Raw genomic sequence first — 25,227 nt, 5'->3', positions numbered from 1 at the left:
CATGACTCTGGATCTGAACCTACGTGTGATTTCAACGGATACCGAGACCGGCGCACCTCCGGTGCTTCTCATCCACGGCTTCGCCTCGTCGGCTGATATGAACTGGATGCGCTCACGCTGGGTCCAGCACTTCACTACCCACGGGCGCGATGCCATCTTGCTAGACCTGCCAGGCCACGGCACCGATCCCTACCGAAACGACGGATCGTGGACTCCGACCCGGATCCGCGAATCGATCGCCTCCGCATTGGCAGAGCATGGCATCAGCAAGGTCGATGTCTTGGGCTACTCCTTGGGTGCACGCCTGGGATGGGAATTCGCTGCGCACTTCCCCGAGCTGGTCAACAAACTGGTCATGGGCGGAGCTGCCAGCATCGATCCATTGGCAGCCTTCGAACTCGACCAGGCCCGCGCATTCATTGACCACGGCGAAGAGGTGCATGACGAATACACCGCCAAGGTCATCACTATTGCCAAGGCAGAGGGCAGCAACGATTTCGAAGCGCTTTTCCGCCTGATCGAAGCAATTAAAACCGATCCGTACGTCCCGGCATCCAAGATCCCCGCATGCCCGGTTCTGCTGGTCGCCGGGGACCACGATGACTTGGCGACCACCATGCCCGAGCTGCGCCGCTTGCTCAGGGAGGCCGGAACCGACTCATCAATTCATTGGCTGCCAGGACGCAATCACGCGAACGCGGTCACAAGCCGTGAGTTCAAGGAAAAAGCTGTGGAGTTCTTCTCCATCTAGCCGATCACCAAGCTGGCGGCACCTGCGCGAATCAACGCACAGGTGCCGCCAGCTGTGCAGTTAATCGGCAATCCGACTTTTCATCATAACGATTTCGTTAATTCGCGCTGTTAGTTTCACTTTCCTGTTGCCCTCCGCGCTTCGGAATCGTTAAGGTCGGAATAGCAAGCTAGCTCCTCGATATCTGCTCTGATGATTTATGGCACGGTGTATCACCTCCATCAATCGAATCATGGCGACTGCCCACGTAAACGAAGGTAGAAAATGAACCGCAAAGCCTCTGCAGCACTCGCACTCGGTACTATCGCACTGCTGGCTACCGCGTGCGCCGCAACAGAAGACCCGGCACCGGGAACCTCCCCAGCACCTTCCCAATCCTCACCCGCCGCAGCAGAATCTTCTTCCGCACAACCTTCCTCACCGGCATCGGTCCAGGCAGCTGACATTGTTCCGACTCTGGAAAATGCCGCCACGGATCAAGACAAGACTCCGGAACCTGTCACTGATCCTGAAATCGATCAAGACAGCATCCGAGCATTGGCCCAGATGAGCTACGCGAAGCAATACGCTGCCGTGAACGATTCTGGCGAACTGTGCCTGATTGCATGGGCCTACGACGGATCGCAAGACGCCAACGGCACAATGAGCGAGGAAGAAGTTGAATGCGAGGATCCCGCAGAGGTCAAAGAGGAAGGTTTGCATCTGGACGTTGACGCCACCAGCAGCACCCCTGGCGTGGAGCTCTACCTGCTTCCACCTGACCTCACCGAAGAAACGGTGCGTACCGAGCTGCTGAAAATCGAAGGAAATCACGAAGACTTGCGTCCGCTAGTGGAATTCGCGGCCACCGATTTCGGGCTGGTCTCCGTTGCCATGGAAGCAAAAACGGCTAGCGATCTCGGAAAGATCAGCTTCCCCCGCAGTTCAGGCACGGAGTTCACACTGGATCTTGATTAGCCCGCCCGAACATAGTTTTGGATAGCTAGCTTTCGAAGGACTTGATGCTTACCAGCGACTGAATCACGAAGTGTGCCCCATCAACGCACTTTGCCTCTGTTCATGAATACATCTGTGTAACATCTCTAGCTCGCTCAAGATTGTTTTCGACTGCAATCTGCCTCTACCGCGGCGTGTACATCAGCAAGGTCAGGTCCGTGGCTTCCGTAGGAGTCAGATTGTGCTGTTCATAGCGGGTCAGGCCCTTGGTTGGATGACGGAATACCCGCTCACCGGTTTGGAATCCTGCAACGTCCCGCTCATTCCAAATGGCAGCGAACTCCGCGGAAGCCGCGGAGACTCGGGCAACGATGCCACTCTCCCCCGAAGGGCTCAGCCACCCGCGGGTTTCCGCACGGAAGCTTCCAACGAAACCTCGGCTCTGCACCTCCCAGTCCGGGAGCATCTCACGCAGTTGCGCATCGGTGAAAACCAGCCACAAGAGGTTCCGGTCTTCGCGCTCCAGCGAAGCCACGCGCGGGTACAGCTCTTCGTAGGCGGTGTTCCAACCCAAGATGGTCCAGTCAGCCGAAAGCAGGAAGGCCGGGAACTGCAAGGCGTCGAGCAGGCGTTGCAGGGCTGGGGTCATGCCGCCGTTTCCGATGGGCTCAAGCTCACCATGCCCGGCCAGCGAAAACAGATACGAGGATTCCACCGAAGTGAGCCGGAACAGTCTGGCCAGAGACTGCAGAACTTGGCGCGAGGGATTGATGTCGCGGGCCTGCTCCAGCCAGGTGTACCAGGTAACAGAAACACCGGCCAAGGTGGCCACCTCTTCGCGGCGCAAACCACGCACCCTACTGCGTCCGATCTCCGGCAGTCCGTGCGAAGACCTATCTGCCCGAGCTCTGCGGTCCTTGAGGAAGGCTGCGAGTTCTTCACGGCGTCGTTGACTTGGTTTCATTGGAATCACCTTGTTGCATGGTAGTAGTACTACTAGTATCGTCACCGTCTGGGTTTGAGGGCAAAAATATGGTGAGATTTTATGTATGACCACACTTCGTTCACACACTGTCACCCATGGCCGCAATATGGCCGGCGCTCGCGCACTGTTCCGCGCAGCCGGCGTGAACGGCGCTGACCTCGGGCGCAAGCCGATTATCGCTGTCTCCAACAGCTTCACCGAGTTTGTCCCCGGACACACCCACCTGCAGCCGGTAGGCCGCATTGTTTCCGAGGCCATCACCGCAGCTGGCGGCATTCCTCGCGAATTCAACACCATTGCCGTAGATGACGGCATCGCCATGGGCCACGGCGGCATGCTCTACTCCCTGCCTTCGCGCGATCTGATTGCGGACTCGGTGGAGTACATGGTCAATGCGCACTGTGCTGACGCGCTGATCTGCATCTCCAACTGCGACAAGATCACCCCCGGCATGCTCATGGCCGCACTGCGCCTGAACATCCCTACCGTCTTCGTTTCCGGCGGCCCAATGGAATCGGGCCGTGCCACCTTGGTCGATGGCACTGTGCGCACCTTGGACCTGGTTGACGCCATCTCCGAGGCAGTGAACGAGAACGTCTCGGATGCAGACTTGCTGCGCATCGAAGAGTCGGCTTGCCCTACTTGTGGTTCCTGCTCGGGCATGTTCACCGCCAACTCGATGAACTGCCTGACCGAAGCCATGGGCTTGTCCCTGCCAGGCAACGGTTCCACCTTGGCCACCCACACGGCTCGCAAGGACCTGTACCAGAACGCCGGCAAGCTGGTTGTCGATATCGCCAACCGCTACTACGGCGAAGACGACGAGACGGTGCTGCCACGCAGCATCGCCACCAAGAAGGCCTTCGGCAACGCCATGGCCTTGGATATCGCCATGGGCGGTTCCACCAACACCATCTTGCACCTGCTGGCTGCTGCCAGCGAAGCCGGCGTGGACTTCGGCCTGGACGAGATCGATGAAGTTTCGCGCCGCGTACCTTGCCTGGCCAAGGTTGCTCCGAACGCTGCCGGCAACGGCACCATCTATTACATGGAAGATGTCCACCGCGCCGGTGGCATTCCGGCAATCCTGGGCGAATTGCGCCGCGGCGGCCTGCTGGATGAAACCGTGCACACCGTCCACTCGGCAACCCTGGGCGAATGGCTGGATGACTGGGATATCCGCAGCGGCAAGGCCAAGGAAGAATCCTTCGACCTGTGGCATGCAGCTCCGGGCGGCGTGCGTTCCTCCACCGCCTTCTCGCAGTCCGAACGCTGGGCCGCACTGGATACCGATGATGCTGAAGGCTGCATCCACTCGGTAGAGAACGCCTACTCCAAGGACGGCGGACTGGCCGTGCTGCGCGGCAACATCGCCGTGGACGGCGCCGTGGTCAAGACCGCTGGCGTTGACCCATCGATCTGGACCTTCTCCGGCCCGGCAGTGGTCTGCGAATCACAGGATGAAGCCGTCGAGAAGATCCTGAACAAGCAGGTGAAGGAAGGCGACGTGGTGGTCATCCGCTACGAAGGTCCTAAGGGCGGCCCGGGCATGCAGGAAATGCTCTACCCAACCTCGTTCCTTAAGGGCCGTGGCCTGGGCAAGGCCTGCGCCTTGATTACCGATGGCCGCTTCTCGGGCGGCACCTCGGGTCTGTCCATCGGACACGTCTCCCCCGAGGCGGCTTCCGGCGGCATGATCGCTCTGGTTGAAGATGGCGATATCATCTCCATCGACATCCCAACCCGCGAGTTGACCCTGAACGTCTCCGACGAAGTACTGGACGAACGCCGCGAGCGCTTGATCGCCACCACCGGCTACCGTCCGAAGAACCGCGAGCGCGTGGTCTCTCCTGCACTGCGTGCCTACGCAGCCATGGCCTTGTCTGCAGACAAGGGCGCCGTACGCGATGTGGATCGTGTCGAGCGTGCCATGCGTGAATCCGATGAACGCGCTGCAGCGGCTCTGCGCGCTGCAGGATCTGCCAAGGCATAAACCAGCTGCGCACTACCGCACAGCGCTAAGCCCGTTTTCCCTGAAGTCTTCAGGGAAAACGGGCTTTGCCCATATTCCCGGCAGTTTTGTCCATACCCTGTCGCGTAGCCCTTTCACTCCTGCTGCCGGTCGATAAAGTGTTGCGCGCTGAGTGGGCCCACCGGAAGTTTGGTTTAGCCCAGATTTTTCATCAGCTATCTGACGGCCGCCGAAATCCGATACCCAGGATTCCCGGCGGCCGTTTCTGATTCCACCCACGACAAAGAGCGCCTGAACCATCGACGCTGAATGCCAGGCTCCACCGACCCGGACCAGAATGACCTTTCAAACCAGAGAAACAAAGAAACCACCGATTCAGGTAGCCAGCTGGTCGTGCCGCCACCGCTGGAACAACACGTCAACACCCTCGTTCAGTTGGCGTAACAGCCGCGCTTCTGGTGCTCTTGCCGAGATTAACAGCCGGCGTTGCCGCCCACCAGAGACGATTTTCCCCGCCATCGAGAACAGCCGGTACCTCCATCGCTTAAGATCCCAGACCGAAGCCTTATGACCGCCAGGCAGCACGGCCAGTTGCAGCCATGCGACCAAGTTCACCGCGAACATTGCCAGGTCAGCCCACGCCTGGTTCGCAGCAAAAGACCAATACGGCAGCTTCCCCAACCCCGCATTCTTCAACGTTTTGATCCTGTTCTCACACCGGCCACGGGCACGGTGCCGGGCATCGAGGAACGCCACGTTGAACCGCGGAGCATTGGTCAAGAACGCTGTCACCCGGTTCCCGTCGGTATCGAACAAGTTTGCTTTCGCACCGGGATGCAACGGCTCAGCGCGCAGATAGATCCTTGTTCCTGGTGGGTAGTCCTTCAGCTCCAAGACTTTGCTCGCGTCAATCACCCACGCGTCATCACGCTGCTGCCCGTCAGCGGTGAGTGCTGGTTCCCAGTACTTCTTCTCATCGATCCACCGGACGAACCGTTCCTTGATGACCGGCAGCGAATATGAGGTGGAGAACTGGATCCCCAACGAATCCAGGTGGTGCAAGAACTCCCGGGAGGACCCAGCACTATCGGTACGGACCAGGATCTTCTCACCGACCAGGTTTCCGTGCTCGTCATAGAAATCATCAGGCAGCTGGGCCAGTGCTTGGCCGAGCACCTCGATATGGGATTTCGCGGAGTTTGCGCCCCGGTTTCCCGGGCGCAACTGCACGGCGAGGACTTCTCCGGTGCCGTGGGCTTTGCCGTAGTCAGCCATGGCGATCATCGGTGAAAAGCCGTATCCGCCTTTATACGTTCCTGCGCTGGATTCTTTCTCGGAATGGACATGAACTAGCGACGCATCGATGTCGATAATCAGCGGATTGGTTGCCGTAGCCAGCCGGGCGGGATTCCGGGGCCCGGCCGCCGCCCAAACCTTGGAACGCAGACTCCGGGTCATGGTGGCGAACCCGTAGGAGAAAGCTTCTGGTTGTTCCTTGATCCGGCCCATGAATCGGCTGATTGTGGCATCCGACGCTACAGGACCGAAGAGGTCTGGTGCGGCTCGTAGCTGGTCGATGTCTGTGGCTTGTTCACCGCCGGCCGCCAACGATAGAGCCAATGCTCCGAGGATCTTGCCTGGACGGTGCGTCGCGGAGGCTGGCACGAACTGGCTGAACCGGTCCTCGCAGAGGCTGCGGAAGTCCAAGGCGTTCAGGAAACTGGTCAGTACAGATAACCCTGCGTGAGAGACCAAGGTTTGGCCGGTGAGTTGGGTCGGGATGGCAGGGAAAACTTGGGTAGAATGGTTCACAGAAAAGGTGATCCTTCGAACGGGTATTTTGGAAGCTTAGACACTCCCATTTTCCCAGTTCAGATCACCTTTTCATCTTTTAAGTCAGTTAATGACTACCGGCCTTCATGAAATACCCGGGCTAGCTCAGGCTAAATCTGAACACAGAACATTTGGATTCAGATCAACGAAGATAGTCTCAGGTTTTCCTAGCTCGTCGATGCACACAGCATCCTAGTAAACGGCGTATGGGGGTCCATAACCAAATCCACAGCAGCAACCGAACTTCGATTGAACGTTACTGAGCGACGAGATTGAGAGAACAATAGCCGCTCGAGCTATTCAACTACCCCAGGTACATCATTCGCTTTCGATCGTTGGATGCCAGGCGCGATATCCGCTGATCTTATCCTGTCGTTCCGCAATCAAGCTCGAGATCTGTTCGAAGAACTTGCGAGTCGACTCTCCGCGTTTCAGATTTCCAAAATAAAACTCCCGCGATTCAAGGCGCATTCGAGCCATTTCGTCATCCTCGATCCATACCGGCAGCAGGCTTCCCAGCGACTCCTTGGTCACCAGATTGATGATTGGGCAAGAACGGGATATAGGCGCGTCGATCGCGAGTTGATCTTCATTTTGGCGCCTGTCAGTAAGGATTAGCGGCTTTTCTGGGCACAGGTAAAGGAAGTCCAAGCCAACACTCGAAACATCTGTGATCATGGCATCCACGCTGTCAAACATGGCAAGGATGTTCCCCGAATCAAAAAATTCATGATCGGCACCAACTGAATTTGCCTTAGCTATTAGACTACAAATCGCCTCGTGCGCTGCCTTCACTTCTAGATCTCTGGTATCCAGAATTCGAGGATGCGGCTTGTAGATCACTCTGTTGCCGGGATCCGCCAAGAGAGCCTGCACGATCTCCCGGCCATAAAGGTCCATCGAAGTATAGTTATTGTCCTCATTCTCGCCTTGCCAGGTGGGCGCGTACATCACCGTTTTTCTATTGCTAGGTTCAACCAAGGGATCGAATTCAATATCTAACTGCGGTCGTCCGGTGACCAATAACTTATCCAGCCCAAAATCAATAAGTCGTTGCCGATGCCTGTCAATCGCCGCTGGCCCCGCAACAAATACTCGATCGTAGGCCTTCGCCTTATTGGAAACCATGGAAACTTTGTCACTTTCTCCATGGTTTACGTGAACATGAACCGGTCGAGGATGCTCAAGAGACTGAAAGTTAGTGCGGCTATTATTTACATAAATGACGAGCTGGTAGCGGTTGTCCTCGTAAAGATCCATGAGGCTGGAGAACCTTCTGACGAAGATTCTAGGTAGATCAGTATGCCGCTGCATCATCCGGAACGACTCAACACGCCTAAAAAGCAGCACCACAGGATGCTTCTGATTCAACTGCTCTAACACCGGCAACCACTGTATTAGCTGATAAGTCTTATCCGGTTCATCGCCGAAGTACACGACAACCGTAGCCGGGACTGGCAAATTTTCAATTTCATGGTTGAAAGTCCTACCATTCTCAATACCGATCCATCCCAGAGTTTCTTGGATTTTAATGCTTCGCCCCAATGAACTGAGAAGCTGTCTGGTCTCTGATTTGAGAGAGGTACCAAGTTCTAGCAAGAATCCAATCATTCATTTCCCCTAAATGGTCGATTGAAGCAAGATTCCGGCCTATTCTTAGCTACGATTGGCCACAGGAAACAGCAGCGCTTCATCAACGAAAGTAGTATACGATGTCACATTCTACCATGTAATCACTCGGTAGTTTGTTTACACACGAACTCACCACATCGCTTACAACCAAACTCAGGACATCGTAGACACGCGGCATCAGCACATCGCTGACAACCAAACTCACAACATCGCTGACACCGTGCGCAACGAATCTCCTTAGCTAGGAAACGGCGACGTCAGACGAATAGTAGATGTCCTCATACTCGATCCGCTTCTGAGTCCAGGCCGGCTTCGGATCCCTGATCCGGGCTCCATACACCTGCCACAACGGCACCAAACGCGCACTGGAATGCAGCCTGACCGGTAACGGAAATGACAGTGATTGCTCACCATCAACAGTGCTGTAAAGCGTATAAGCATCCTTGCTCAAGACCAGCTGGTATTCACCGATCAGGTGAGCTGGCACCTTGAAAACACGGCCACGAAAATAGATCTGCGGATTCGTCCGTCGAATCTGGATCACATCATCGCGTTGATCCGTCAGTACGCTGGGGCTACCGGTGTAGTTTTCAACCTTCGTACGTCCCAACACCTGAAGCCCATCATCCACTACGCCCTCCGGAACCAAATCGGCTTTCACGGCCAGAGCCTTGTCCAAGTACGACTGGGCTTTGGCCTGTATCCTGGCAATATCGATGGCCACGCCATCCGAACCACGATGATCACCGGCTTCCCACGCTTGAGCAGGCGTCAGATACGTGTGCCCCACTTTCAGCGCCTGGTGGCGCCGACGGTGGTTATAGTGATTCCGATACTGCTCCAACAACGTGGAAAGCTCCGCCAGGTTATGTGGTGCATGCGCGTCGAGGAACCGGGTCAACGTATTATGGCTGCGTTCGTTCTTGCCTTGCGTTTGCGGATGACTGAACCGGCCCGTAATCGCTTCGCAGCCCACGCTAGCCAAGAATATTTCAGTCTGGTTCACCAGGCCCTGCCGAGAAAGATTGAAAGCACCACCATTGTCGCTGAGAAGTTGTTGCGGCACCCCATACTCCGCGAACGCTGCCTTGAGCGTTTCCATCGCATCTTGCGCGTTCTCCATTTGCTCAAAGCACCGCGTACCCACGTCGAATCGGGAGCCGTCATCAATGAGCTGATAGATCATCGCCTTGGTCGCGTCCTGGTCGAACAATCGATATTCCAGTCCGTCGATCTGCCACATTTCCATCGGATGCGAACGGGCGAAGCGCAGCCATGATTTACGGGGGCGTTTGCGCGGGTTTCGCTTGGTAGCTCCGGCCTCGGCAAGGATCCTGCCGATCGTGGCCACCGAGGGGCGTAGCTCACCGAACTCCTGAGTATCAAGGCTTTCGAACCAGATAGATAAGGGCCCGTTGTCCCACCCGTCCTTGGCCAGTCGCTTGCGGATGCGTAGGACCGTGGTTTTGGTTTGGTCGCTGTAGATGCGCCGGTCTGTTTTCGGGGCTCTGGAGTGCGGGTTGAGTGCTTTGTTCCCTTCGGCAACGAATCGCTCTTTGACTTTGTAGTAGGAGGGTCTGCTGATTCCCAGTTCCTTGCAGAACTGCGAGATACTCAAGGAGTCTGGCAGGCCCGGATCGAACTCGATGATTTGGCGGCGTATCGACGCCGATAATGAATTTGACACGTTTAATTATCAAATTGATCGCTGACCAGAAGGGGCCTGCCAGCATGTCTTGCTACCTGTCAGCGATGTGCTGATACATCCTGTAAGCGATGTTGTGAGTCAGGGTGTAAGCGATGTTCTGAGAGAGGACATGTCACATCCTACCATCGGCGGAACCTCTTTTAAATTGATTAGCGAGCCGAAGAATCGACTCGAGAATGCTTGCCGCGCATTGATGGTTACGTGGCAAGTTAAGGATTCTTTCGGCGGCATGACTGCCATGTGTTTAAACCGCGCAGGAATATTCCATGAACAAGGAGTACCGTCCGCCGTTGTGACCTTCGCACCCGAACCAAACTTTGAACAGATTAGTGAAACGCTACTTTCTTCCGGACGGTTGCATAGTGCAGTCCCCATCGTTAACCTGCATGAATATTACGATCATGAAGCACCTGCGAGAATGACCGACGATACTAAACCGACACCGTTACCGGACGTTGTTTGGGGCAAGCCAACTGAAACGTATCGCACGCGAGACAATTCGCTCTTCTTCCGCGACTACAAATCGGCTTCCCACTCGTTGTTGAATCGTCGCGAATATTTCCGCCGCGACGGCACCAAGTATTTGGTGGATTTCAGCTATCCGGATCCGAAGGATGAATCGAAAACGCTACGGCGGTTGCAGCTTTTTCGACGGGGCAACTTATTCGTCCAGGAGTTTTCTACGGCGGCTAGCCTGTATCGCCATTGGCTTTCGACTATTGTGGGCGAGAAAACTACTGACGTTATCGTTGACAGCAAGTATGCTGCAGCGTTTCTCAATAACTGGCAGCACCCCTTGGCTATCAAGATCTATAACTTTCATAGCACGCATGTCGCTGCGGGCGAAGACACGTTGTCCGGGAAATTATCCAAAGCCCACCTGCCGATAATCAATGCCCGTTCCAACTGGGATGGGCTGGTGTTTCTCACGAAATCCCAGAAAGACGCCTTTATCCGACGTTTCGGCGATGACGGCAAAACCCATGTATTGAGCAATCCCTCACGAGGAGTCGGAAACTTGCCCGACCGATCTCTCCGCGATCTCTCAAAGGTTATCCACGTTGGCCGGTTGACTGAAGCCAAAGGCGTCGGAGATGTTATCCGGATTGTTCATGCGGTCGCCAAATCTGGACAGCCAGTTTCGTTGGATATTGTGGGCGAGGGGCCTGAGCGCGAAAATCTTGAGCGGTTGGTTCGCGAATTGGGCTTGGACCCTATAGTTCAATTTCACGGACACGTAGATAATGTGCGCGAACATCTCCAACGAGCTAATGTCCTTCTTCTGTGCAGCGCGTTCGAAGGTCAACCCCTGGCATTATTAGAGGCACAAGCCAATGGTTGCATTCCTGTTGCCTACGATGTGAATTTCGGCCCACGTGATGTAATCGAGCACGGCGAAACCGGGTTCCTTTCTGCCCGTGGCGATGTGCAGGCCTTAGTTGGCATCGTCATCCGATTGCTTAGCGATGAAAATTTGAGTTCGAGAATTTCGTCGAAAGCTTTCTCAGCGTCCGCGTCGTATTCTGAAGAAGCTGTCTTCAATAATTGGGCGCAATGGCTGAAGAGGGTACGCAACGACAGACTGATTCTCGGTGTGCTTGCCACTTTGAAACCCACAACCAAACGCATCGAGTTCCAGGACGATGGCGGCATAGACCTACGGATCGGTTGGAATGCCGACGATCTTGATTTGGATAGCATCCAACTGGAAATCACGCCCCGCGGTGAGGTTGCTTCTGAACATGTGTTCCGGCTAGATCCTTCAAGCAGCTCTACGGGCGAAGCGACGTTCGCCATTCCAGCTGCCGCAATTGAGAGCGGGCAGATTGACGGCCCGCTGGATATTTACGTGCGGATGGGCTCAGGTCAATCTTCGATTTTGCTGAGGCTCGGGGTCCGCCAGAAGAATATTTCTCTCCCGTACTTCACCGTGTATGGAAATCTCAGCCTGAAGTAGCAGACTCGGCGCACGTAGCAGCGGGTGCCGCTTTCAGCCTGAATGGCTTCTAGCGGCACCCGCCTTGTCCGGTTCCGACGCCTCGCGGGTCGGAGTGGGGGGCTCTCCTTCCTGACGGTAATTATGGAGCCGGGGCCGGATTCTGTGGGCTAGGGATCAAATCCGTAGCGTTCGAATAGGCAACTTCATCCTGGCCCTGATCGTCGGTGTACGCGATGGACAAGCGAACGTGGTGGTTCTGCTGCCCTGCGGTCACCATGAAGCTGACCATATTCGATCCGTCGCCGGTTGCGCCGTCGATGTCTGTCCACGACTGGCCATCGGCACTCTGCTGCCAGGTGTACACTCCACCTGGTTCTTCGAGCACTGATTCGGCTCCGTCCTCATCCGACATATGGGTCACGATGCGCAGGACGTCCCCGACTGTTGTAGCCTGCGGAGCGATCACTGGCCCAACTGGTGCATCATTCACATTTGCTACGGCCGGTGTTCCGGCCGAGGCAATCTGCTCATGCGTTCCATTGCCATCGATGTAGGTCACCAGAACCCTGACCGGTGCGCCGACTTCTGCGTCGGTGAGGGTGAAGGTACCCGTTTCATTAGTCTGGGTGGTAACCCAGGAGTTGGTGAACGGGTCAGTTCCGGCTTCAACGAAGGACTGCAGCGAGTAAGTGAATCCAGAATCGATGCCGTCGAGGTCTTCGACCCCACTGGCGTCGGTGGTGATTTCATTGTCCTCACTGATTGGATCCTCGTAGTTCAGCACTACTTCACCGCTGGCTTGGCCACAATTTTGCTCGGTGCCCAGCGGCAGGCAAACAACCTGGTCATTGAATTGGATCCGTTCAATGTTCCGAAGAACATTTGACATTTCCTCGCCCTCAAGGACATTCACGACCTTGACCACGCCCGCTTCGAGCTCCGTCACGGTGTAGTCTTCAGCGATGCCTTCGAAGACCACTGTGTCGATATTGTTCGCTTCGTTCTCCAGCTGGAGCACTTCACGGACCACATGGAGCTCGCTTGGGTTGATGGTGCCGTTGAGCAGCCTGGTGTTGAAGAAGGACATCGAATCACGCGATTCGGGATCCCCATTCGCAGGCCGATACTCGAGCCGGACATTCAACCACGCATCGCCGTCAACGAAGTTTCGGCCGTCGCGGGGTTCAATCAGATCCGATCCGGAGCCCCCCATCAGGAGATTGTTATTGAAGTCTCCGTCATAGACCACCGGGTCATTTTCAAGGAACGGACGAGCATACTGTGGGACGTCTCCGCCACCGAGCAGCTCACGCAAGTTGTCCACCCGATCCAGGTGATCTTGCGTCAGCTTATGGCCGTAGCCCAGCTGCCCGCCGGTTGGGTCGAAGGTCAGGTCGATGCCCCCACGTGAACCACGCAGGATGTCATCGCCATTCCATCCACTCAACGCCTCGGTCTGCAAGAACCGGTCCCGAATGCTGGTCAGATCCTGCGGCATGCCGACGATGAATCCCATATCGGCATTGACCGGGTTGTTATGGCCCTTATGGGTCACCCAGTCGAAGCCGAGGACTCCGGAATACCTATCGGTCCCGGGGCCAGCGACCATGATGTCATCGCCGCCTTCGGCGTCAAGGTCATTGTTGCCGCCGTTGCCGATCAGCACATCGTGACCGCCATGGTACAGATTCGGGTCGTTGAACATGGTGTTGCCCATGTCGCCTTGGACGAGGTCGGCACCGCCGCCGCCCTCGAGCCAATCGTTGCCTTCATCTCCATAGAGGACATCAGGCCCGGTTGAACCGAAGAGGAAATCATCGCCTAGGCCGCCGTGGGCGGTCACCCTGTCCTGGCCTCCGAGCATGTAGTCGTTGCCCGAACCGCCAAAGGTCAGGTCGCCGACTCCAGGCCCCGGGTTCAGCACGTCGTTGCCGGCTTCTCCTTGGAGCCGGTCTGCGTCACCGAAGAGATCGGTAATGATGTCATCGCCATCGCCACCCATCAGGGCGTCATTGCCGTCGTCACCTTCGATCCGATCGTTGCCGCCCTTGCCCCAGATGGAGTCATCGCCTAGACCGCCCCGAATGGTGCTGGCTTGGTCATTGTCTTGAATGACGATGTGCTCGGCTCCGGTGAACCTCCAACCGCCTGCCGCAGATCCGGTGAGGCCGGCTGCGTTCAGTTCCGCCTGAGGCGTATCAAGGTTGAATGTCAGCTGCGGCGAGGCAAACACGTCATGCGGGACACGATCCGCAGTGGTGTTGCGCAGGACAATCTGGGACAGCGAGTTGCCTTCCAGCGAGTGGAAGAGGGTGTTGCCCAGGTTGCGGGTCAGGTAGTAGAAGCGATCACCGTTCTGGAGGTCTTCGAGCTGAATCTCGAACACGTGGTTAAACGTGGATCCGAGCATTCCGCCGAAGATATACGGCTTCTCCGCTAGACCGCCCATCCAGAGATCGATGTCATTGACACCCGTTTCAGCGGCAGGCGCCGCCATGAATGCCGCATCTTGTGCCAGCGCCTGTCCTGCGTTCCGCTTGGCGTCCAACGTGGTTGCGTCGGTCACGGATGCATGGTTGGCGTAGGCAGCCAAGAAGTTCCCGATGGACTCGGGGTTCTTCATGGACAGCCGGAAGTCTTCCCAACTGCTATATGGCTCCAGCTGGGAATCACCGGAATCGTTGTAGAACGTCTCGCGCGCGGTCTGCAGTGAAGGCACACCGGTATCGCGAGCGCGAGCCAAGTTGATCGCGGCCAAGTCGAGCGGCAGGCCGAGCAGCTGGTTGCGCAGCGTATCGGTCACGAACTCATCAATGCCGTTCGCGGTTTGATTCGCCAGGCCCTTGAGAATACCGCCGGCCGAGTCGGCAGCACTGAGCGCTGTCCCGTCAGGAGCAGTGGCAAAGGCCGTTGGATTCAGGAATGCGTCCAGCAACGGCACTTCGGTGATTTCACCGTTGTACTCGCGTGGAACGGTTTCCCGCAACATGGAGTGGCCGAAACGGTAGACAGCGTGGGCGAATTCTGCCCTGATGGACGAGTTCACATTCGGCTGGTACGAGTTCTCGTTCAATACCGTTGGATCGATGGATGGGGCAACTCGACGGGCGAACTCCTCAAACACCAAGTGCTGGTACTGCATTTCGGTGAAGAATCGAGCCGCTTGGAAGAGCCGTTCGCCGTAGTTCCAGAAGCTGTCTTTCTGGTACCGTTCCAGCAACGATGCTGGCAAATTGTTCTCCAGCTCGTCCTTGATCTGTTCCATCACTCGGTTGTGCTCCGCGTGGAATACATGGTGAACCGCAGTCAAACCGATGTTCTCGTTTCCGTGGCCATCACCGGTGATGTAATGAGCTTCCAGGGCGGCGTTGTCGTAGCCCGGGATGACCGTCCCGTCAGGACTCTGCGTATCTGGTAGCGGCGTGGCACCGTGTGCAATGTCGTCCAGGAAGGACGCATTGGCGGTGAGCACGTCGTCAGTAGACAGCGGATTGTTCCGGTCGCCGGAGCGCAATCCGTCGGCAAAGGCCAGCTGGGCTTGTCCGCCGCCGCTGAGTATCAGTGCTCCGTATGGATCGGTAGCAAGCAGGGGAACATCCAGCACGTCGAAATCGTCCATCGCAATGCCGAGAACGTTGCGGGCCTGGTCTTTAACGTCCTTCTATGTGGGCAGGCCTTCTCCGTCTGCTCCGTTGAGGATTCGCCCGGTCGGTATCGGCGTACCGCTGTCATCAAGCGCGTACTCTCGCATGAATGCCTGATGTGATGCGTGCGAACCATAGGTTTGGTTCTGGTCCACAAATGGAGTGGTCCGATTGACGTGTTCTCGCTGCCCGTCGGTGTCATCAATGGTGGCACGGGTTAGGGTCAGGAAGTTGGTCCTCGCCCCTGGGACAAATAGCGGATCATCTTCCTTCAGCGGAATAACAACTGTGCCGTTTCCGCCTTTGGACACTAGATCCAACCCGTGATCGAAGAACTGGCCAAAGATGGTGAATAGGCTGGTGGCTGATGCCGAAAGCCCCTCATCTGTGGCGATATCCGGAATCACGTATGTGCCGTTGGCAACTAGTGGATTCACCAGCGGATCCAGGGACGTAGCCACAGCCGAGTTGCCACCGAGAATCACTATGCTGGCTGGCTGCAACCTTCTCAGCTCATCTGCGACCACCGCAGGCAGGGTACCGTTGCGTGGAACAAGGATAATCGGGGCTCCCTTAGCACCTGCAACTGATGCGATGGACAATGCGTCCGGATAGTTAGCGTTAGCCCAAATTTTTCATGAGGACTCTGACGGCCGCCGAATTCCGATACCCAGGATTCCCGGCGGCCGTTACTGATTCCGCCCATGCCAAATAGCGCCTTGACGCACCGGCGCTGGGGGCCAGGCTCCACTTGCCTGGATTGTGATGACCATTCGCAACCAAAGAAACAACAGGACAATCACCAGTTCAGGCGGCCAGCAATCCGTGCCGCCATCGCTTCAAATCCCACACCGAAGCGTCATGACCACCGGGTAGCACGGCCAGCTGCAGCCACGACACCAGATTCAGTGCGAACATCGCCAGATCAGCCCATGCTTGGTTCGCGGCAAAAGACCAATACGGCAGCTTGCCCAACCCTGCGCTCTTCAGGGTTTTGATCCTGTTTTCGCACCGGCCACGCGCACGATGCCGGGCATCGAGGAACGCCACGTTGAACCGCGGGCTATTGGTCAAGAACGCAGTCACCCTATTCCCGTCCGTATCGAACAAGGTCGCTTTCGCGCCGGGATGCAACGGCTCGGCCCGCAAATAGATCCGGGTTCCTGGAGGGTAGTCCTTCAGCTCGATCACCTTGCTCGCGTCGATCACCCACGCGTCATCACGTTCCTGCCCGTCAGCGGTCAGCGCTGGTTCCCAGTATTTCTTCTCATCGATCCACCGGATGAACCGCTCCTTGATGACCGGTAGCGAGTACGAGGTGGAGAATTGGATCCCCAACGAATCCAGGTAGTGCAAGAACTCCCGGGAGGACCCAGCACTGTCGGTACGGACCAGGATCTTCTCTCGATACAGGTTTCCGTGCTCGTCGTAGAAATCATCAGGCAGCTGCGCCAGCGCTTGGTTGAGTACGTCGATGTGGGATTTGGCGGAATTCGCGCCCCGGTTTCCCGGGTGCAACTGGACCGCGAGGACTTCGCCGGTTCCATTGGCTTTGCCGTAGTCGGCCATCGCGATCATCGGCGAGAACCCGTATCCGCCTTTATACGTTCCTGCGCTGGATTCTTTTTCGGAATGGACCTGCACCAGGGAGGCGTCGATGTCGATGGTCAGCGGGTTGGCTGGCGTGGCCAGCCGGGCGGGGTTCCGTGCTCCGGCTGCCGCCCAGACTTTGGATCGCAGGTTGCGGGTCATGGTGGCGAACCCGTAGGAGAAAGCTTCTGGCTGTTCTTTGATCCGGCCCATGAATCGGCTGACCGTGGCATCAGAAGCTACGGAGCCGAAGAGTTCTGGTGCGGTGCGTAGCTGGTCAATATCTGTGGCTTGTTCACCGCCGGCCGCCAACGATAGAGCCAGTGCTCCGAGGATCTTGCCTGGACGGTGGGTTGCGGTGGCTGGCACGAACTGGCTGAACCGGTTCTCGCAGAGGCTGCGGAAGTCCAAGGCATTCAGGAAACTGGTCAGCACCGACAACCCTGCATGAGAGACCAGGGCCTGGCCGGTGAGTTGGGTCGAGAAGGCAGGGAAAACGTGGGTAGAATGGTTCATTGAAAAGGTGATCCTTTGAACGGGTATTTTGGAAGCTTAGACACTCCCATTTTCCCAGTTCAGGTCACCTTTTCATCTTTTAAGTCAGTTAATGACTACCGGCCTTCATGAAATACCCGGGTTAGAGCACACGCCTTTGCAGATGCTCTTTCAGCCCCGCGCCTGGCTTTAGACGTGCGTTGGGCTTGTATGTCAGCTTTGTGCCGGCCAAAGAGTACGTTAGATCGAGAGTGGCAGAACTTGGGACAAGCATGAAAATCTGGGGTGACGAACCACGATTCGACGAATCATCTGGCTCAAATGCCGAATCAATATGCGCCGCTTTCCGTTTCATTTAGCGAAGATCTAGGCACATAAGCCGGTACTGTTTCGACCTGACCTGAAGCCATCTTCAAGGTCGAAGGCCTCGCTTTCGAACCCATATTTGATGCATATTATGCTCAAGAATGAATACTTCTGATGCGGGACTCGGCCATCAGATATCTTGGGAACAGCGTCTGCGTCACACGTGACCGGCTCCTTGAGCCGCAGCCCCACCGGATGCCTTAGTCCGTCCAAGATGAAAGTTCCCAAACGCTGACGCGTAAAGAGGTGGAGCCGTTGACGTCAACCTAGCCGGCGTCTCCAGCACCAGAACGCTGCCGCTATAGGCCTTCGCGCAGGGAGATACCGGAGCGCATCCGGACTTCCCGTCTTAAGAGGTAGGTAACGGTGGAGCCACCCCCACATGCCTCCACCGCTAGGGAAAATGGCTCTTCAGGAATAAGAGTGTAACCACCTGAAACCAACACCCCGATTCCCGGGCATGTCGCCGAGCACGAAAAAGTCGAGGTCTTCCAGAAGAATGGAAGTTACTACACTAGCCATTTTCGAAAGACCTCGACGTTGCTCAATCCTACCTTCACCGCACCAGACCTCACCACTTTCACCAATCTTGACGGCTTGGGACTGACCGCAATCGGGCAACACCTGAGCGCAGCGAAAGCCGAAATCCTCTGCCACGTCACCAACCCGATCCCTTGGTGCCAAACCTGCGGAGCAGCAGGCATTCCACGCGATACCGTCACTCGCCGCCTCGCCCACGAACCATTGGGCTGGCGTCCCACTGTCCTAGTCATCAAACACCGCCGCTACCGTTGCGCCAATTGCCAACGAGTCTGGCGTGAAGAGCTGTCCCAAGCAGTAGCGCCACGCCAGAAAATCAGCAGGACCGGGCTACGCTGGGCGCTGGTTGGACTGGTCTGCCACCACTTGTCAGTCTCCCGAATTGCCGAAGGCCTCGGCGTCACCTGGAATACCGCCAATGAGGCTGTGCTGGCTGAAGGTCAACGCTTACTGATTGATGATCCAACCCGCTTCGACGGGGTCAAAGTGCTGGGAGTCGATGAACATGTTTGGCGGCATACCCGAACCGGCGACAAATACGTCACCGTGATTGTGGACCTCACCGCGGTGCGTGACGGCACCGGTACCGCACGACTGATCGACATGGTCCCTGGAAGATCCAAAGCTGTATTCAAAACCTGGCTGGCTGATCAAGAAGAACAATGGAAACAGGGCATTGAAGTCGTCGCAATGGACGGTTTCACCGGCTTCAAAACAGCTGCCGTCGAGGAGCTACCCCACGCGGTGGAGGTGTTGGATCCATTCCATGTAGTCAAACTAGGTTCCGAGGCGCTGGACCAGACCCGGCAACGGATTCAACGTGAGCAACATGGGCGTCGAGGACGCAAGGATGACCCGCTTTACAAGTGCAGGCGAACGCTGACCACGGGACTATCCTTGGCTACGGAAAAGCAGAAGACCAAGCTTGAAGACCTGTTCAAGGAGCCGGAGTATGAGCCGGTTCAATTGGTCTGGAGCGTGTATCAGAAGATGGTGGATGCCTACCGGCAACCGAAGCCCGAGGTCGGACGGTGGGCCTTGGAGCAACTGATCAACGAAGTTGGCACGAAGGTACCGAAAGGGTTGCCGGAGCTGAAAAAGCTCGGCGGCACCCTGCGCAGGAGGAAGACGGACATTCTCGCGTACTTTGATCATATTGGTAGTTCGAATGGTCCTACCGAGGCTTTGAATGGCAGGTTGGAGCATCTGCGAGGTATCGCGTTGGGGTTCAAGAATCTGGCGCACTATATCGCCCGGTCGTTGTTGGAGACCGGTGGGTTTAGACGGCGTTTACACCCTCAATCCTGAAGAGCCTCGTTAAGCTCGCATTTGCCGGCGGATCCGCTGCCAGCGACGACGACTTGTATCCGACCGGCGAAATTCCGGCCGAGACAGTTTTCGCCGAGAAAGCAACTGTCGAGAACAAGCTATCCATCGGTGGTTCCATCAAACTCACCGAATCAAAAGAGCTGAATGCACCGGTTGACGGCGTCGTTAATTGGGCTTTCGTCAAGCCCGGCGACAATGTCTCCCTCGGAGATCGAATTTTCCAGATCCGTGTCGAATCCCAGCCGGATTCTGCAGAGACCGACAGCGCAGAAGATGAAGAACCCCAGGACGAACAACAGCCACGAGCTGCCGCACCGGTCATGAAGTACCACGACGTATATGCACCGGCCACAGGCAAGGTCGGAGCCTTCCAAATTGAGGTCGGCGACGACACCACGAAGGGCACAGCGCTCGGCAGCATTCAGCCCCAGGAGTTCTTGGCCGTTGGTTCGGTTGATCCACTGGATCGCTACCGGTTGCTTGATGAAAATCTCGAAGCCACGATCACCATTGACGGTGGCCCGGAGCCTTTTACCTGCAAGAACTTGAACTTCGGTGATAGCGCGTCAAAGAAGGCTAGCGGCAGCACCGAGGACCAGAACATGGGTTCATTCTCAGGCCCGATGGTGGCTGATGAATCTGCTGACAGTGATTCAAGCAGCGAGATTTCCTGTGTTGTACCCACGGAGACCGTAGTATTCGATGGCTTGAACATGACCATGGAAATTGACGCTGGTTCCGCCGAAGACGTATTGACCGTTCCAGTATCCGCTGTTCGTGGTTTGGTTGGCCAGGGCGCGGTATGGAAGCTGGATGAAAACGGCAAGGAAATCCGCACCGAAGTCGAGCTTGGCGTGACCGACGGAAAGGTCATCGAAGTGATCTCAGGGCTGAAGGATGAAACCGAAGTGCTCCGCTTCGTTCCAGGTTCCACCCCGTCGCCTGAAGACATGATGGGGATGGAGTACGCCACAGATGAGTGGTGAGCCATTACTGGAGCTTGAGAATGTCACCCGCAGCGTCCTGCTGCCCGATGACAGCGAGCTGCACATCCTGAACGGGATTGATCTCAGTGTTTCCGAAGGCGATCATATTGCCATCGTAGGTCGTTCCGGCACCGGTAAATCCACCCTGTTGAACATCCTTGGCCTGCTTGACCGCCCCACCAGCGGCAGCCTGCAGTGGCGAGGCAAGGATGCCACTCGCCTCAGCGCCAAGCAGGCGGCCCATGCCCGCGGGCGCGACCTCGGTTTCGTTTTCCAGCAGTTCAACCTCCTGCCAGGACGCACTGCCCTGGAAAATGTCATGGCTCCACTGATGTACGCCAGTGGCCATGAATTCTGGAATCGGCGCAAGCTAGCAACCGAGTCCTTGGAGCGCGTAGGACTGGGCAAACGCTTGGATTCAATGCCCCAGACCCTCTCCGGCGGTGAGCAGCAACGTGTGGCCATCGCTCGCGCGCTGGTCCGCCGGCCACGAGTCGTACTGGCCGATGAGCCCACCGGTGCCTTGGACGTCACTACCGGACGGGCAGTGATGGATCTCCTGGATTCCGCCACGGTTGATTCCGGCGCAGCCCTGATCACCATCACGCACGACAGCAATGTTGCGGCCTTGGCCCGAGAACAGCTGCAATTGGATGGCGGGCGGCTGCATCCGCTCAGTGAGGTGGCGGCAAGATGAAATCCTTAACCCGCTTAGGGACCGGTTTTGCGGCTGCACTGCTGGAGGCATGGCAGGAACTGCGTATTCACAAGTTGCGCGTCTTGCTCTCCTTGGTTGGTGTCACCATCGCCGTGGCCTCGTTGACTACCGCATTGGCCGGAGCTGGCATGGCGCGTCAGATGATGACCGAAAACCTTGAAAGCGAGGGTCGTCCAGCAATGATCGTTGTCTACGCCTTCGACCCGAACTCGGACGGTGGCCCTGCGGGCAACGCCCAAATTGACGAAGCCTTTCAAAAGACCAGTGACCGTTTCAAGGTCGAGTACACCACCATGATGGGACGCAACTACGAGCAGACGGCTTCAGCCCAAGGCATGAGTGTTGATGCCGAGGTCATGGTGGTTGATCCCGACTACGCACCAATGCACCGGCTGGTTGTTACTGAAGGCCGCTGGTTGGAAGCCGAAGATGCCCGGAATCTTGCACCAGCGGCGGTGGTTGACCGAAATTTCATGAAGGAATTGGGATTGGAAGGCCACCGGCTGCCGTTAACCGTGGACTTGATGAGCAATGGCAAGGCCGTCTCGGTTACGGTCATCGGAACTACCAAGGGCACCAGCTACGGCATGGGCGGCAGGCTATGGATGCTGCCAGCCACCTATGAGCACTGGTTCGGCAGCCAAGCTCCGCTCAATGAGGTCAGCTACAAGCTGTGGGTGCCCATTGAGGGATCCGAAGAGCTGGCCATGCACTTCGGCCAGCAAATGCAGGCAGAACTTCCTGGTCTCACAGTTGATGCGCACCGCGAAGATTATCTGATGTGGGGTGCTGATGAGAGCTTGAAGATGTTGACCATGGTGGTTGCCGGGATCGCAATCATCATCTTGCTGCTTGGTTCCCTGAGTCTGCTCAATGTTGCCATGGTGACCATGAAGCAGCGTATCCGCGAAGTGGGTATCCGACGCAGCTTCGGTGCAACAACCGAACGCGTATTCTTCTCGGTGATGATGGAAAGCGTCGTAGCCACGGCCGTAGCAGGTGGCATTGGCGTGCTCATCTCCGTAGCTTTGGTCTCCAACGAGACTCTGCTGAATATGGTGATGGCTACCGAGCTGGATCAAATGCCTGCATTCCCTATCGGTGCGGCCCTACTTGGCATGGGAGTTTCCATCGCCGTAGGCGCACTGACCGGTGTGCTTCCTGCGCTGGTGGCAGCCCGAGTCAAGATTGTGGATGCTATTCGCGTCTAGGACTTGGAACCGGCAAACGCGAGTTTTGCTGGACATGCTCAGGCGTTGGCCGAAGATATTTTCTTCGGCCAACGCCTTTTTGCTCTGCGTTTCCCGGCAGAAATATCAGATCTGATATCAAATCCACTGACTGGCAGGTATTTGAACCACCGATTGTGCGCTGGCCTACATGGCCTTATGAGCCCCAATGGCACCGGTTTGGACTCCCGGACTATTCTTAATAATATCCCGTGATTCAGCGGATTTTCAGGCCTATGCTCCGTCCATGGGAAAAAATTTTCCGGTGCACTTGACAGCGTTTGAGATTGAGAGCACACTGATCGTATACGATTTGATGTACGACTTGATGTATGACGAAAGCAGGCCGATCAACGGTGAGCAACATTGTTCCAGTAACCGAAGAGACCTTCGCCCAGGCAGGCAAGATCCTGGCCGTACACCTGAGCTACTCTTCGCGCGCAGCACAGCGCGGCCGTACTCCCAAGTTCCCTAGCTACTTCATGAAGGCCACCAGCTCGCTGGCCGCCAGCGGTTCCACCGTGGAACGCCCAGCAGGCACCGAACTGCTCGCCTTTGAAGGCGAAATCGCATTGATCATCGGCAAGACCGCCCGCCGCGTCTCAGTAGAGGACGCCTGGAGCTACGTCGGCTCGGTCACCGCCTCCAACGACCTGGGCGTGCACGACATGAAGTACGCGGACAAGGGCTCGAACATCCGCTCCAAGTCCGGCGACGGCTACACTCCGATGGGCCCGAAAGCACTGGAAGCGGCCACTCTGGATCCAGCCAAGCTGCGCGTGCAGACCTGGGTCAACGGCAAGATCACCCAGGACGCCGACACCTCGGAACTGCTCTTCTCCTTCGCCACCATCGTGGCCGACCTGTCCCAGCAGATGACCCTGCAGCCAGGCGATATCATCCTCACCGGCACCCCTGCCGGCTCCACCGTCTTCTTCCCAGGCGATGTCGTCGAGGTCGAGGTGACCGACCTGGTCACCGGCGCCACCACTGGCAAGCTGAAGACCACCGCCACCGAGGGCACCGCCACCTTCGCCGCCTTCGGCAACCAGCCAAAGGTCACCGACAAGGACAAGGAAGATGCCTACGGCGACCGCGAGACCGCTGGCATGGCACCAATCCTCACCGGCAAGGACGTGCTGACCGACAAGGTCCGCGAACAGCTGGCGTCGGTAGCCACCGCAACCCTTTCAGCCACCCTGCGCAAGCGCGGCCTGAACAACGTGAACATCGAAGTGCCAGGTGCCACCAAGGGCATGCAGCGCGTGATCGGCACCGCCCGCACCCTGCGCTACATCCCGAACCGCGAGGACCTGTTCAAGGCCCACGGCGCTGGCTACAACATGCAAAAGCAGTCCATCGATTCGCTGGGCGATGGCGAGATCCTGGTCATGGAGGCCCGCGGCGAAACCGGTTCGGCCACCTTGGGCGACATCCTGGCCCTGCGTTCCCAGCAGCTCGGTGCTGCCGGCATCATCTCCGATGGCGGCGTGCGCGACCTGGACGCAGTCTCCGGCCTGGACATCCCGGTCTTCTACAACGGCGCGCACCCGGCAGTTCTGGGTCGCAAGCACGTGGCCTGGGACAAGGACATCACCGTGGCCTGCGGCGGCGTCTCGGTCCAGCCAGGCGATGTCATCGTGGCTGACTCCGATGGCATCGTGGTCATCCCGCCAGCGATGGTGGAACAAGTTGCCGCCGAGGCAATGGTCACCGAGTCCAATGATGAATTCATCTTCGCGATGGTCAAGCGCGGCCACGGCATCGAGGGCCTGTTCCCGATGAACGCCGAATGGAAGACCAAGTACAACGCCTGGAAGGACGCAGGCAGCCCGGATCTGGACTCATGGTCGCTGTAATGACCGCATCCAAGTCCGAGGCGGCCTACCAGCTGGTCTCCGAACGCATCGTCAACGGGGCGTACTCCCCCGGCTATCGGCTGGTGCTGGGCACCATCGCCGATGAGCTGGGCTGCTCCGTGGTTCCGGTGCGCGAGGCGATCCGCCGGTTGGAAGCCGAAGGCCTGGTCCACTTCACCCGCAATGTCGGGGCGACGGTAGCCCACGTGGATTCCACCTTGTACCTGCACACCATGCAGACATTGATGGTCATCGAACCGGCAGCTACCGCGCTGGCCGCCGATTCCATGGATGCCGCGTGGCTTGCCAAGGCACGGGCGCTGAACGAGAAGATGCGCCAGTGCCTGGAGGACTTCGATCCGGTGGCCTTCACCAGGATGAATACCGAGTTCCACCAGCTGTTGTACGGCCAGTGCCCCAATCCGCACATCCTGGACCTGGTCCAGCGCGGATGGCGCCGGCTGGCAGCGATGCGGGCGAGTTCCTTCACGCACATCCCGAACCGGGCCCGCGCCTCGGTCCAGGAGCATGAGAAGCTGCTGGATCTGATCGGAACCCATGCCACTCCGGCGCAGATCGAGGCCGCGGCGCGCGAGCACCGCGCCCACACCCTGAACGCCTACCTCAAGGCTGCCGGCATGGCACCGAGCGCCATCTAGCCACCAGCACCACCCATAGTTTTGCCCAAATCCATCCGGTGGAAACACCGGGACAA

Annotated in this window: 17 protein-coding genes; 10 read left to right on the top strand and 7 right to left on the bottom strand. The window is 57.2% G+C overall.

The features are described from left to right. The first annotated feature begins 1 nt into the window (after window position 1). A complete protein-coding gene (locus AARI_RS07335) occupies window positions 2-751 on the top strand; it encodes an alpha/beta fold hydrolase (RefSeq protein ID WP_013348690.1) in 750 nt (249 codons plus the stop codon). Window positions 752-1,015: 264 nt separating this feature from the next. Beyond that, window positions 1,016-1,708 carry a hypothetical protein gene (locus tag AARI_RS07330; RefSeq protein WP_013348689.1) on the top strand — a complete coding sequence of 231 codons (693 nt, stop codon included), beginning with the start codon at window positions 1,016-1,018 and terminating at the stop codon, window positions 1,706-1,708. A gap of 163 nt (window positions 1,709-1,871) precedes the next feature. Here the strand turns inward: AARI_RS07330 and AARI_RS07325 are convergent, their stop codons facing one another. Next, the gene (locus AARI_RS07325; RefSeq protein ID WP_013348688.1) at window positions 1,872-2,651 is read right to left on the bottom strand and encodes a helix-turn-helix transcriptional regulator; all 780 of its coding nucleotides are present in this window, start codon (window positions 2,649-2,651) and stop codon (window positions 1,872-1,874) included. Window positions 2,652-2,736: 85 nt separating this feature from the next. Between AARI_RS07325 and ilvD the strand changes: the two genes are divergently transcribed. Continuing rightward, complete coding sequence (ilvD, locus tag AARI_RS07320) at window positions 2,737-4,665, top strand: dihydroxy-acid dehydratase (RefSeq protein ID WP_013348687.1); 1,929 nt, start codon at window positions 2,737-2,739, stop codon at window positions 4,663-4,665. 354 nt (window positions 4,666-5,019) lie between these two features. Here ilvD and AARI_RS07315 read toward each other — a convergent pair whose 3' ends face one another. The 3 genes from AARI_RS07315 to AARI_RS07305 form a co-directional block, all read right to left on the bottom strand. After that, on the bottom strand, window positions 5,020-6,456 hold the full coding sequence (locus AARI_RS07315; RefSeq protein WP_013348686.1) for an IS1380-like element ISAar9 family transposase: 1,437 nt from the start codon (window positions 6,454-6,456) through the stop codon (window positions 5,020-5,022). 339 nt (window positions 6,457-6,795) lie between these two features. Further along, window positions 6,796-8,088: a CDP-glycerol glycerophosphotransferase family protein gene (locus AARI_RS07310; protein WP_013348685.1), complete on the bottom strand. Its 1,293-nt coding sequence runs from the start codon at window positions 8,086-8,088 to the stop codon at window positions 6,796-6,798. A gap of 262 nt (window positions 8,089-8,350) precedes the next feature. Next, complete coding sequence (locus tag AARI_RS07305) at window positions 8,351-9,796, bottom strand: IS481-like element ISAar22 family transposase (RefSeq protein ID WP_013348684.1); 1,446 nt, start codon at window positions 9,794-9,796, stop codon at window positions 8,351-8,353. A gap of 130 nt (window positions 9,797-9,926) precedes the next feature. Between AARI_RS07305 and AARI_RS07300 the strand changes: the two genes are divergently transcribed. Next, window positions 9,927-11,774 (top strand): glycosyltransferase, encoded by a 1,848-nt coding sequence (locus AARI_RS07300; protein WP_157867114.1) that lies wholly within the window; start codon window positions 9,927-9,929, stop codon window positions 11,772-11,774. 121 nt (window positions 11,775-11,895) lie between these two features. Here AARI_RS07300 and AARI_RS07295 read toward each other — a convergent pair whose 3' ends face one another. The 3 genes from AARI_RS07295 to AARI_RS07290 form a co-directional block, all read right to left on the bottom strand. Beyond that, complete coding sequence (locus AARI_RS07295) at window positions 11,896-15,375, bottom strand: peroxidase family protein (protein ID WP_049862597.1); 3,480 nt, start codon at window positions 15,373-15,375, stop codon at window positions 11,896-11,898. 42 nt (window positions 15,376-15,417) lie between these two features. Beyond that, a complete protein-coding gene (locus AARI_RS18535) occupies window positions 15,418-16,032 on the bottom strand; it encodes a cell wall-binding repeat-containing protein (RefSeq protein ID WP_081461115.1) in 615 nt (204 codons plus the stop codon). A gap of 175 nt (window positions 16,033-16,207) precedes the next feature. After that, entirely contained in the window at window positions 16,208-17,506 is a 1,299-nt protein-coding gene (locus AARI_RS07290; protein ID WP_013348683.1) for an IS1380-like element ISAar10 family transposase, read from the bottom strand. 885 nt (window positions 17,507-18,391) lie between these two features. Between AARI_RS07290 and AARI_RS07285 the strand changes: the two genes are divergently transcribed. From AARI_RS07285 to AARI_RS07260, 6 genes are all read left to right on the top strand, one after another. After that, window positions 18,392-19,699 carry an ISL3-like element ISAar19 family transposase gene (locus tag AARI_RS07285; protein WP_013347368.1) on the top strand — a complete coding sequence of 436 codons (1,308 nt, stop codon included), beginning with the start codon at window positions 18,392-18,394 and terminating at the stop codon, window positions 19,697-19,699. Between the two features lie 53 nt (window positions 19,700-19,752). Beyond that, window positions 19,753-20,706, top strand: a complete 954-nt coding sequence (locus AARI_RS07280; RefSeq protein ID WP_041648644.1) for an efflux RND transporter periplasmic adaptor subunit — start codon at window positions 19,753-19,755, stop codon at window positions 20,704-20,706. Further along, entirely contained in the window at window positions 20,696-21,403 is a 708-nt protein-coding gene (locus AARI_RS07275) for an ABC transporter ATP-binding protein (protein ID WP_013348681.1), read from the top strand. Before AARI_RS07280 ends, AARI_RS07275 begins: the two co-directional genes overlap by 11 nt. Continuing rightward, window positions 21,400-22,635 carry an ABC transporter permease gene (locus AARI_RS07270; RefSeq protein WP_013348680.1) on the top strand — a complete coding sequence of 412 codons (1,236 nt, stop codon included), beginning with the start codon at window positions 21,400-21,402 and terminating at the stop codon, window positions 22,633-22,635. Before AARI_RS07275 ends, AARI_RS07270 begins: the two co-directional genes overlap by 4 nt. 350 nt (window positions 22,636-22,985) lie before the next feature. Then, on the top strand, window positions 22,986-24,512 hold the full coding sequence (locus tag AARI_RS07265; protein WP_049862595.1) for a fumarylacetoacetate hydrolase family protein: 1,527 nt from the start codon (window positions 22,986-22,988) through the stop codon (window positions 24,510-24,512). Further along, window positions 24,512-25,171, top strand: coding sequence for a GntR family transcriptional regulator (locus AARI_RS07260; RefSeq protein WP_013348678.1), 660 nt, complete (start codon window positions 24,512-24,514; stop codon window positions 25,169-25,171). The genes AARI_RS07265 and AARI_RS07260 overlap by 1 nt, the downstream gene beginning before the upstream one ends. Window positions 25,172-25,227: the final 56 nt, after the last annotated feature.

Origin of the sequence: Glutamicibacter arilaitensis Re117, from assembly GCF_000197735.1 — a bacterium.
GTDB classification, from domain to species: domain Bacteria; phylum Actinomycetota; class Actinomycetes; order Actinomycetales; family Micrococcaceae; genus Glutamicibacter; species Glutamicibacter arilaitensis.
Note: the sequence above shows the minus strand (reverse complement) of the source record. Positions and strands in the feature narration are given on the sequence as shown.

Coding starts and splice junctions, on each gene's coding strand:
- AARI_RS07335 (WP_013348690.1), top strand. CDS start 2: ATGACTCTGGATCTGAACCTACGTGTGATTTCAACGGATACCGAGACC.
- AARI_RS07330 (WP_013348689.1), top strand. CDS start 1,016: ATGAACCGCAAAGCCTCTGCAGCACTCGCACTCGGTACTATCGCACTG.
- AARI_RS07325 (WP_013348688.1), bottom strand. CDS start 2,651: ATGAAACCAAGTCAACGACGCCGTGAAGAACTCGCAGCCTTCCTCAAG.
- ilvD (WP_013348687.1), top strand. CDS start 2,737: ATGACCACACTTCGTTCACACACTGTCACCCATGGCCGCAATATGGCC.
- AARI_RS07310 (WP_013348685.1), bottom strand. CDS start 8,088: ATGATTGGATTCTTGCTAGAACTTGGTACCTCTCTCAAATCAGAGACC.
- AARI_RS07300 (WP_157867114.1), top strand. CDS start 9,927: ATGTCACATCCTACCATCGGCGGAACCTCTTTTAAATTGATTAGCGAG.
- AARI_RS07295 (WP_049862597.1), bottom strand. CDS start 15,375: ATGGACGATTTCGACGTGCTGGATGTTCCCCTGCTTGCTACCGATCCA.
- AARI_RS07290 (WP_013348683.1), bottom strand. CDS start 17,506: ATGAACCATTCTACCCACGTTTTCCCTGCCTTCTCGACCCAACTCACC.
- AARI_RS07275 (WP_013348681.1), top strand. CDS start 20,696: ATGAGTGGTGAGCCATTACTGGAGCTTGAGAATGTCACCCGCAGCGTC.
- AARI_RS07270 (WP_013348680.1), top strand. CDS start 21,400: ATGAAATCCTTAACCCGCTTAGGGACCGGTTTTGCGGCTGCACTGCTG.
- AARI_RS07265 (WP_049862595.1), top strand. CDS start 22,986: ATGACGAAAGCAGGCCGATCAACGGTGAGCAACATTGTTCCAGTAACC.
- AARI_RS07260 (WP_013348678.1), top strand. CDS start 24,512: ATGACCGCATCCAAGTCCGAGGCGGCCTACCAGCTGGTCTCCGAACGC.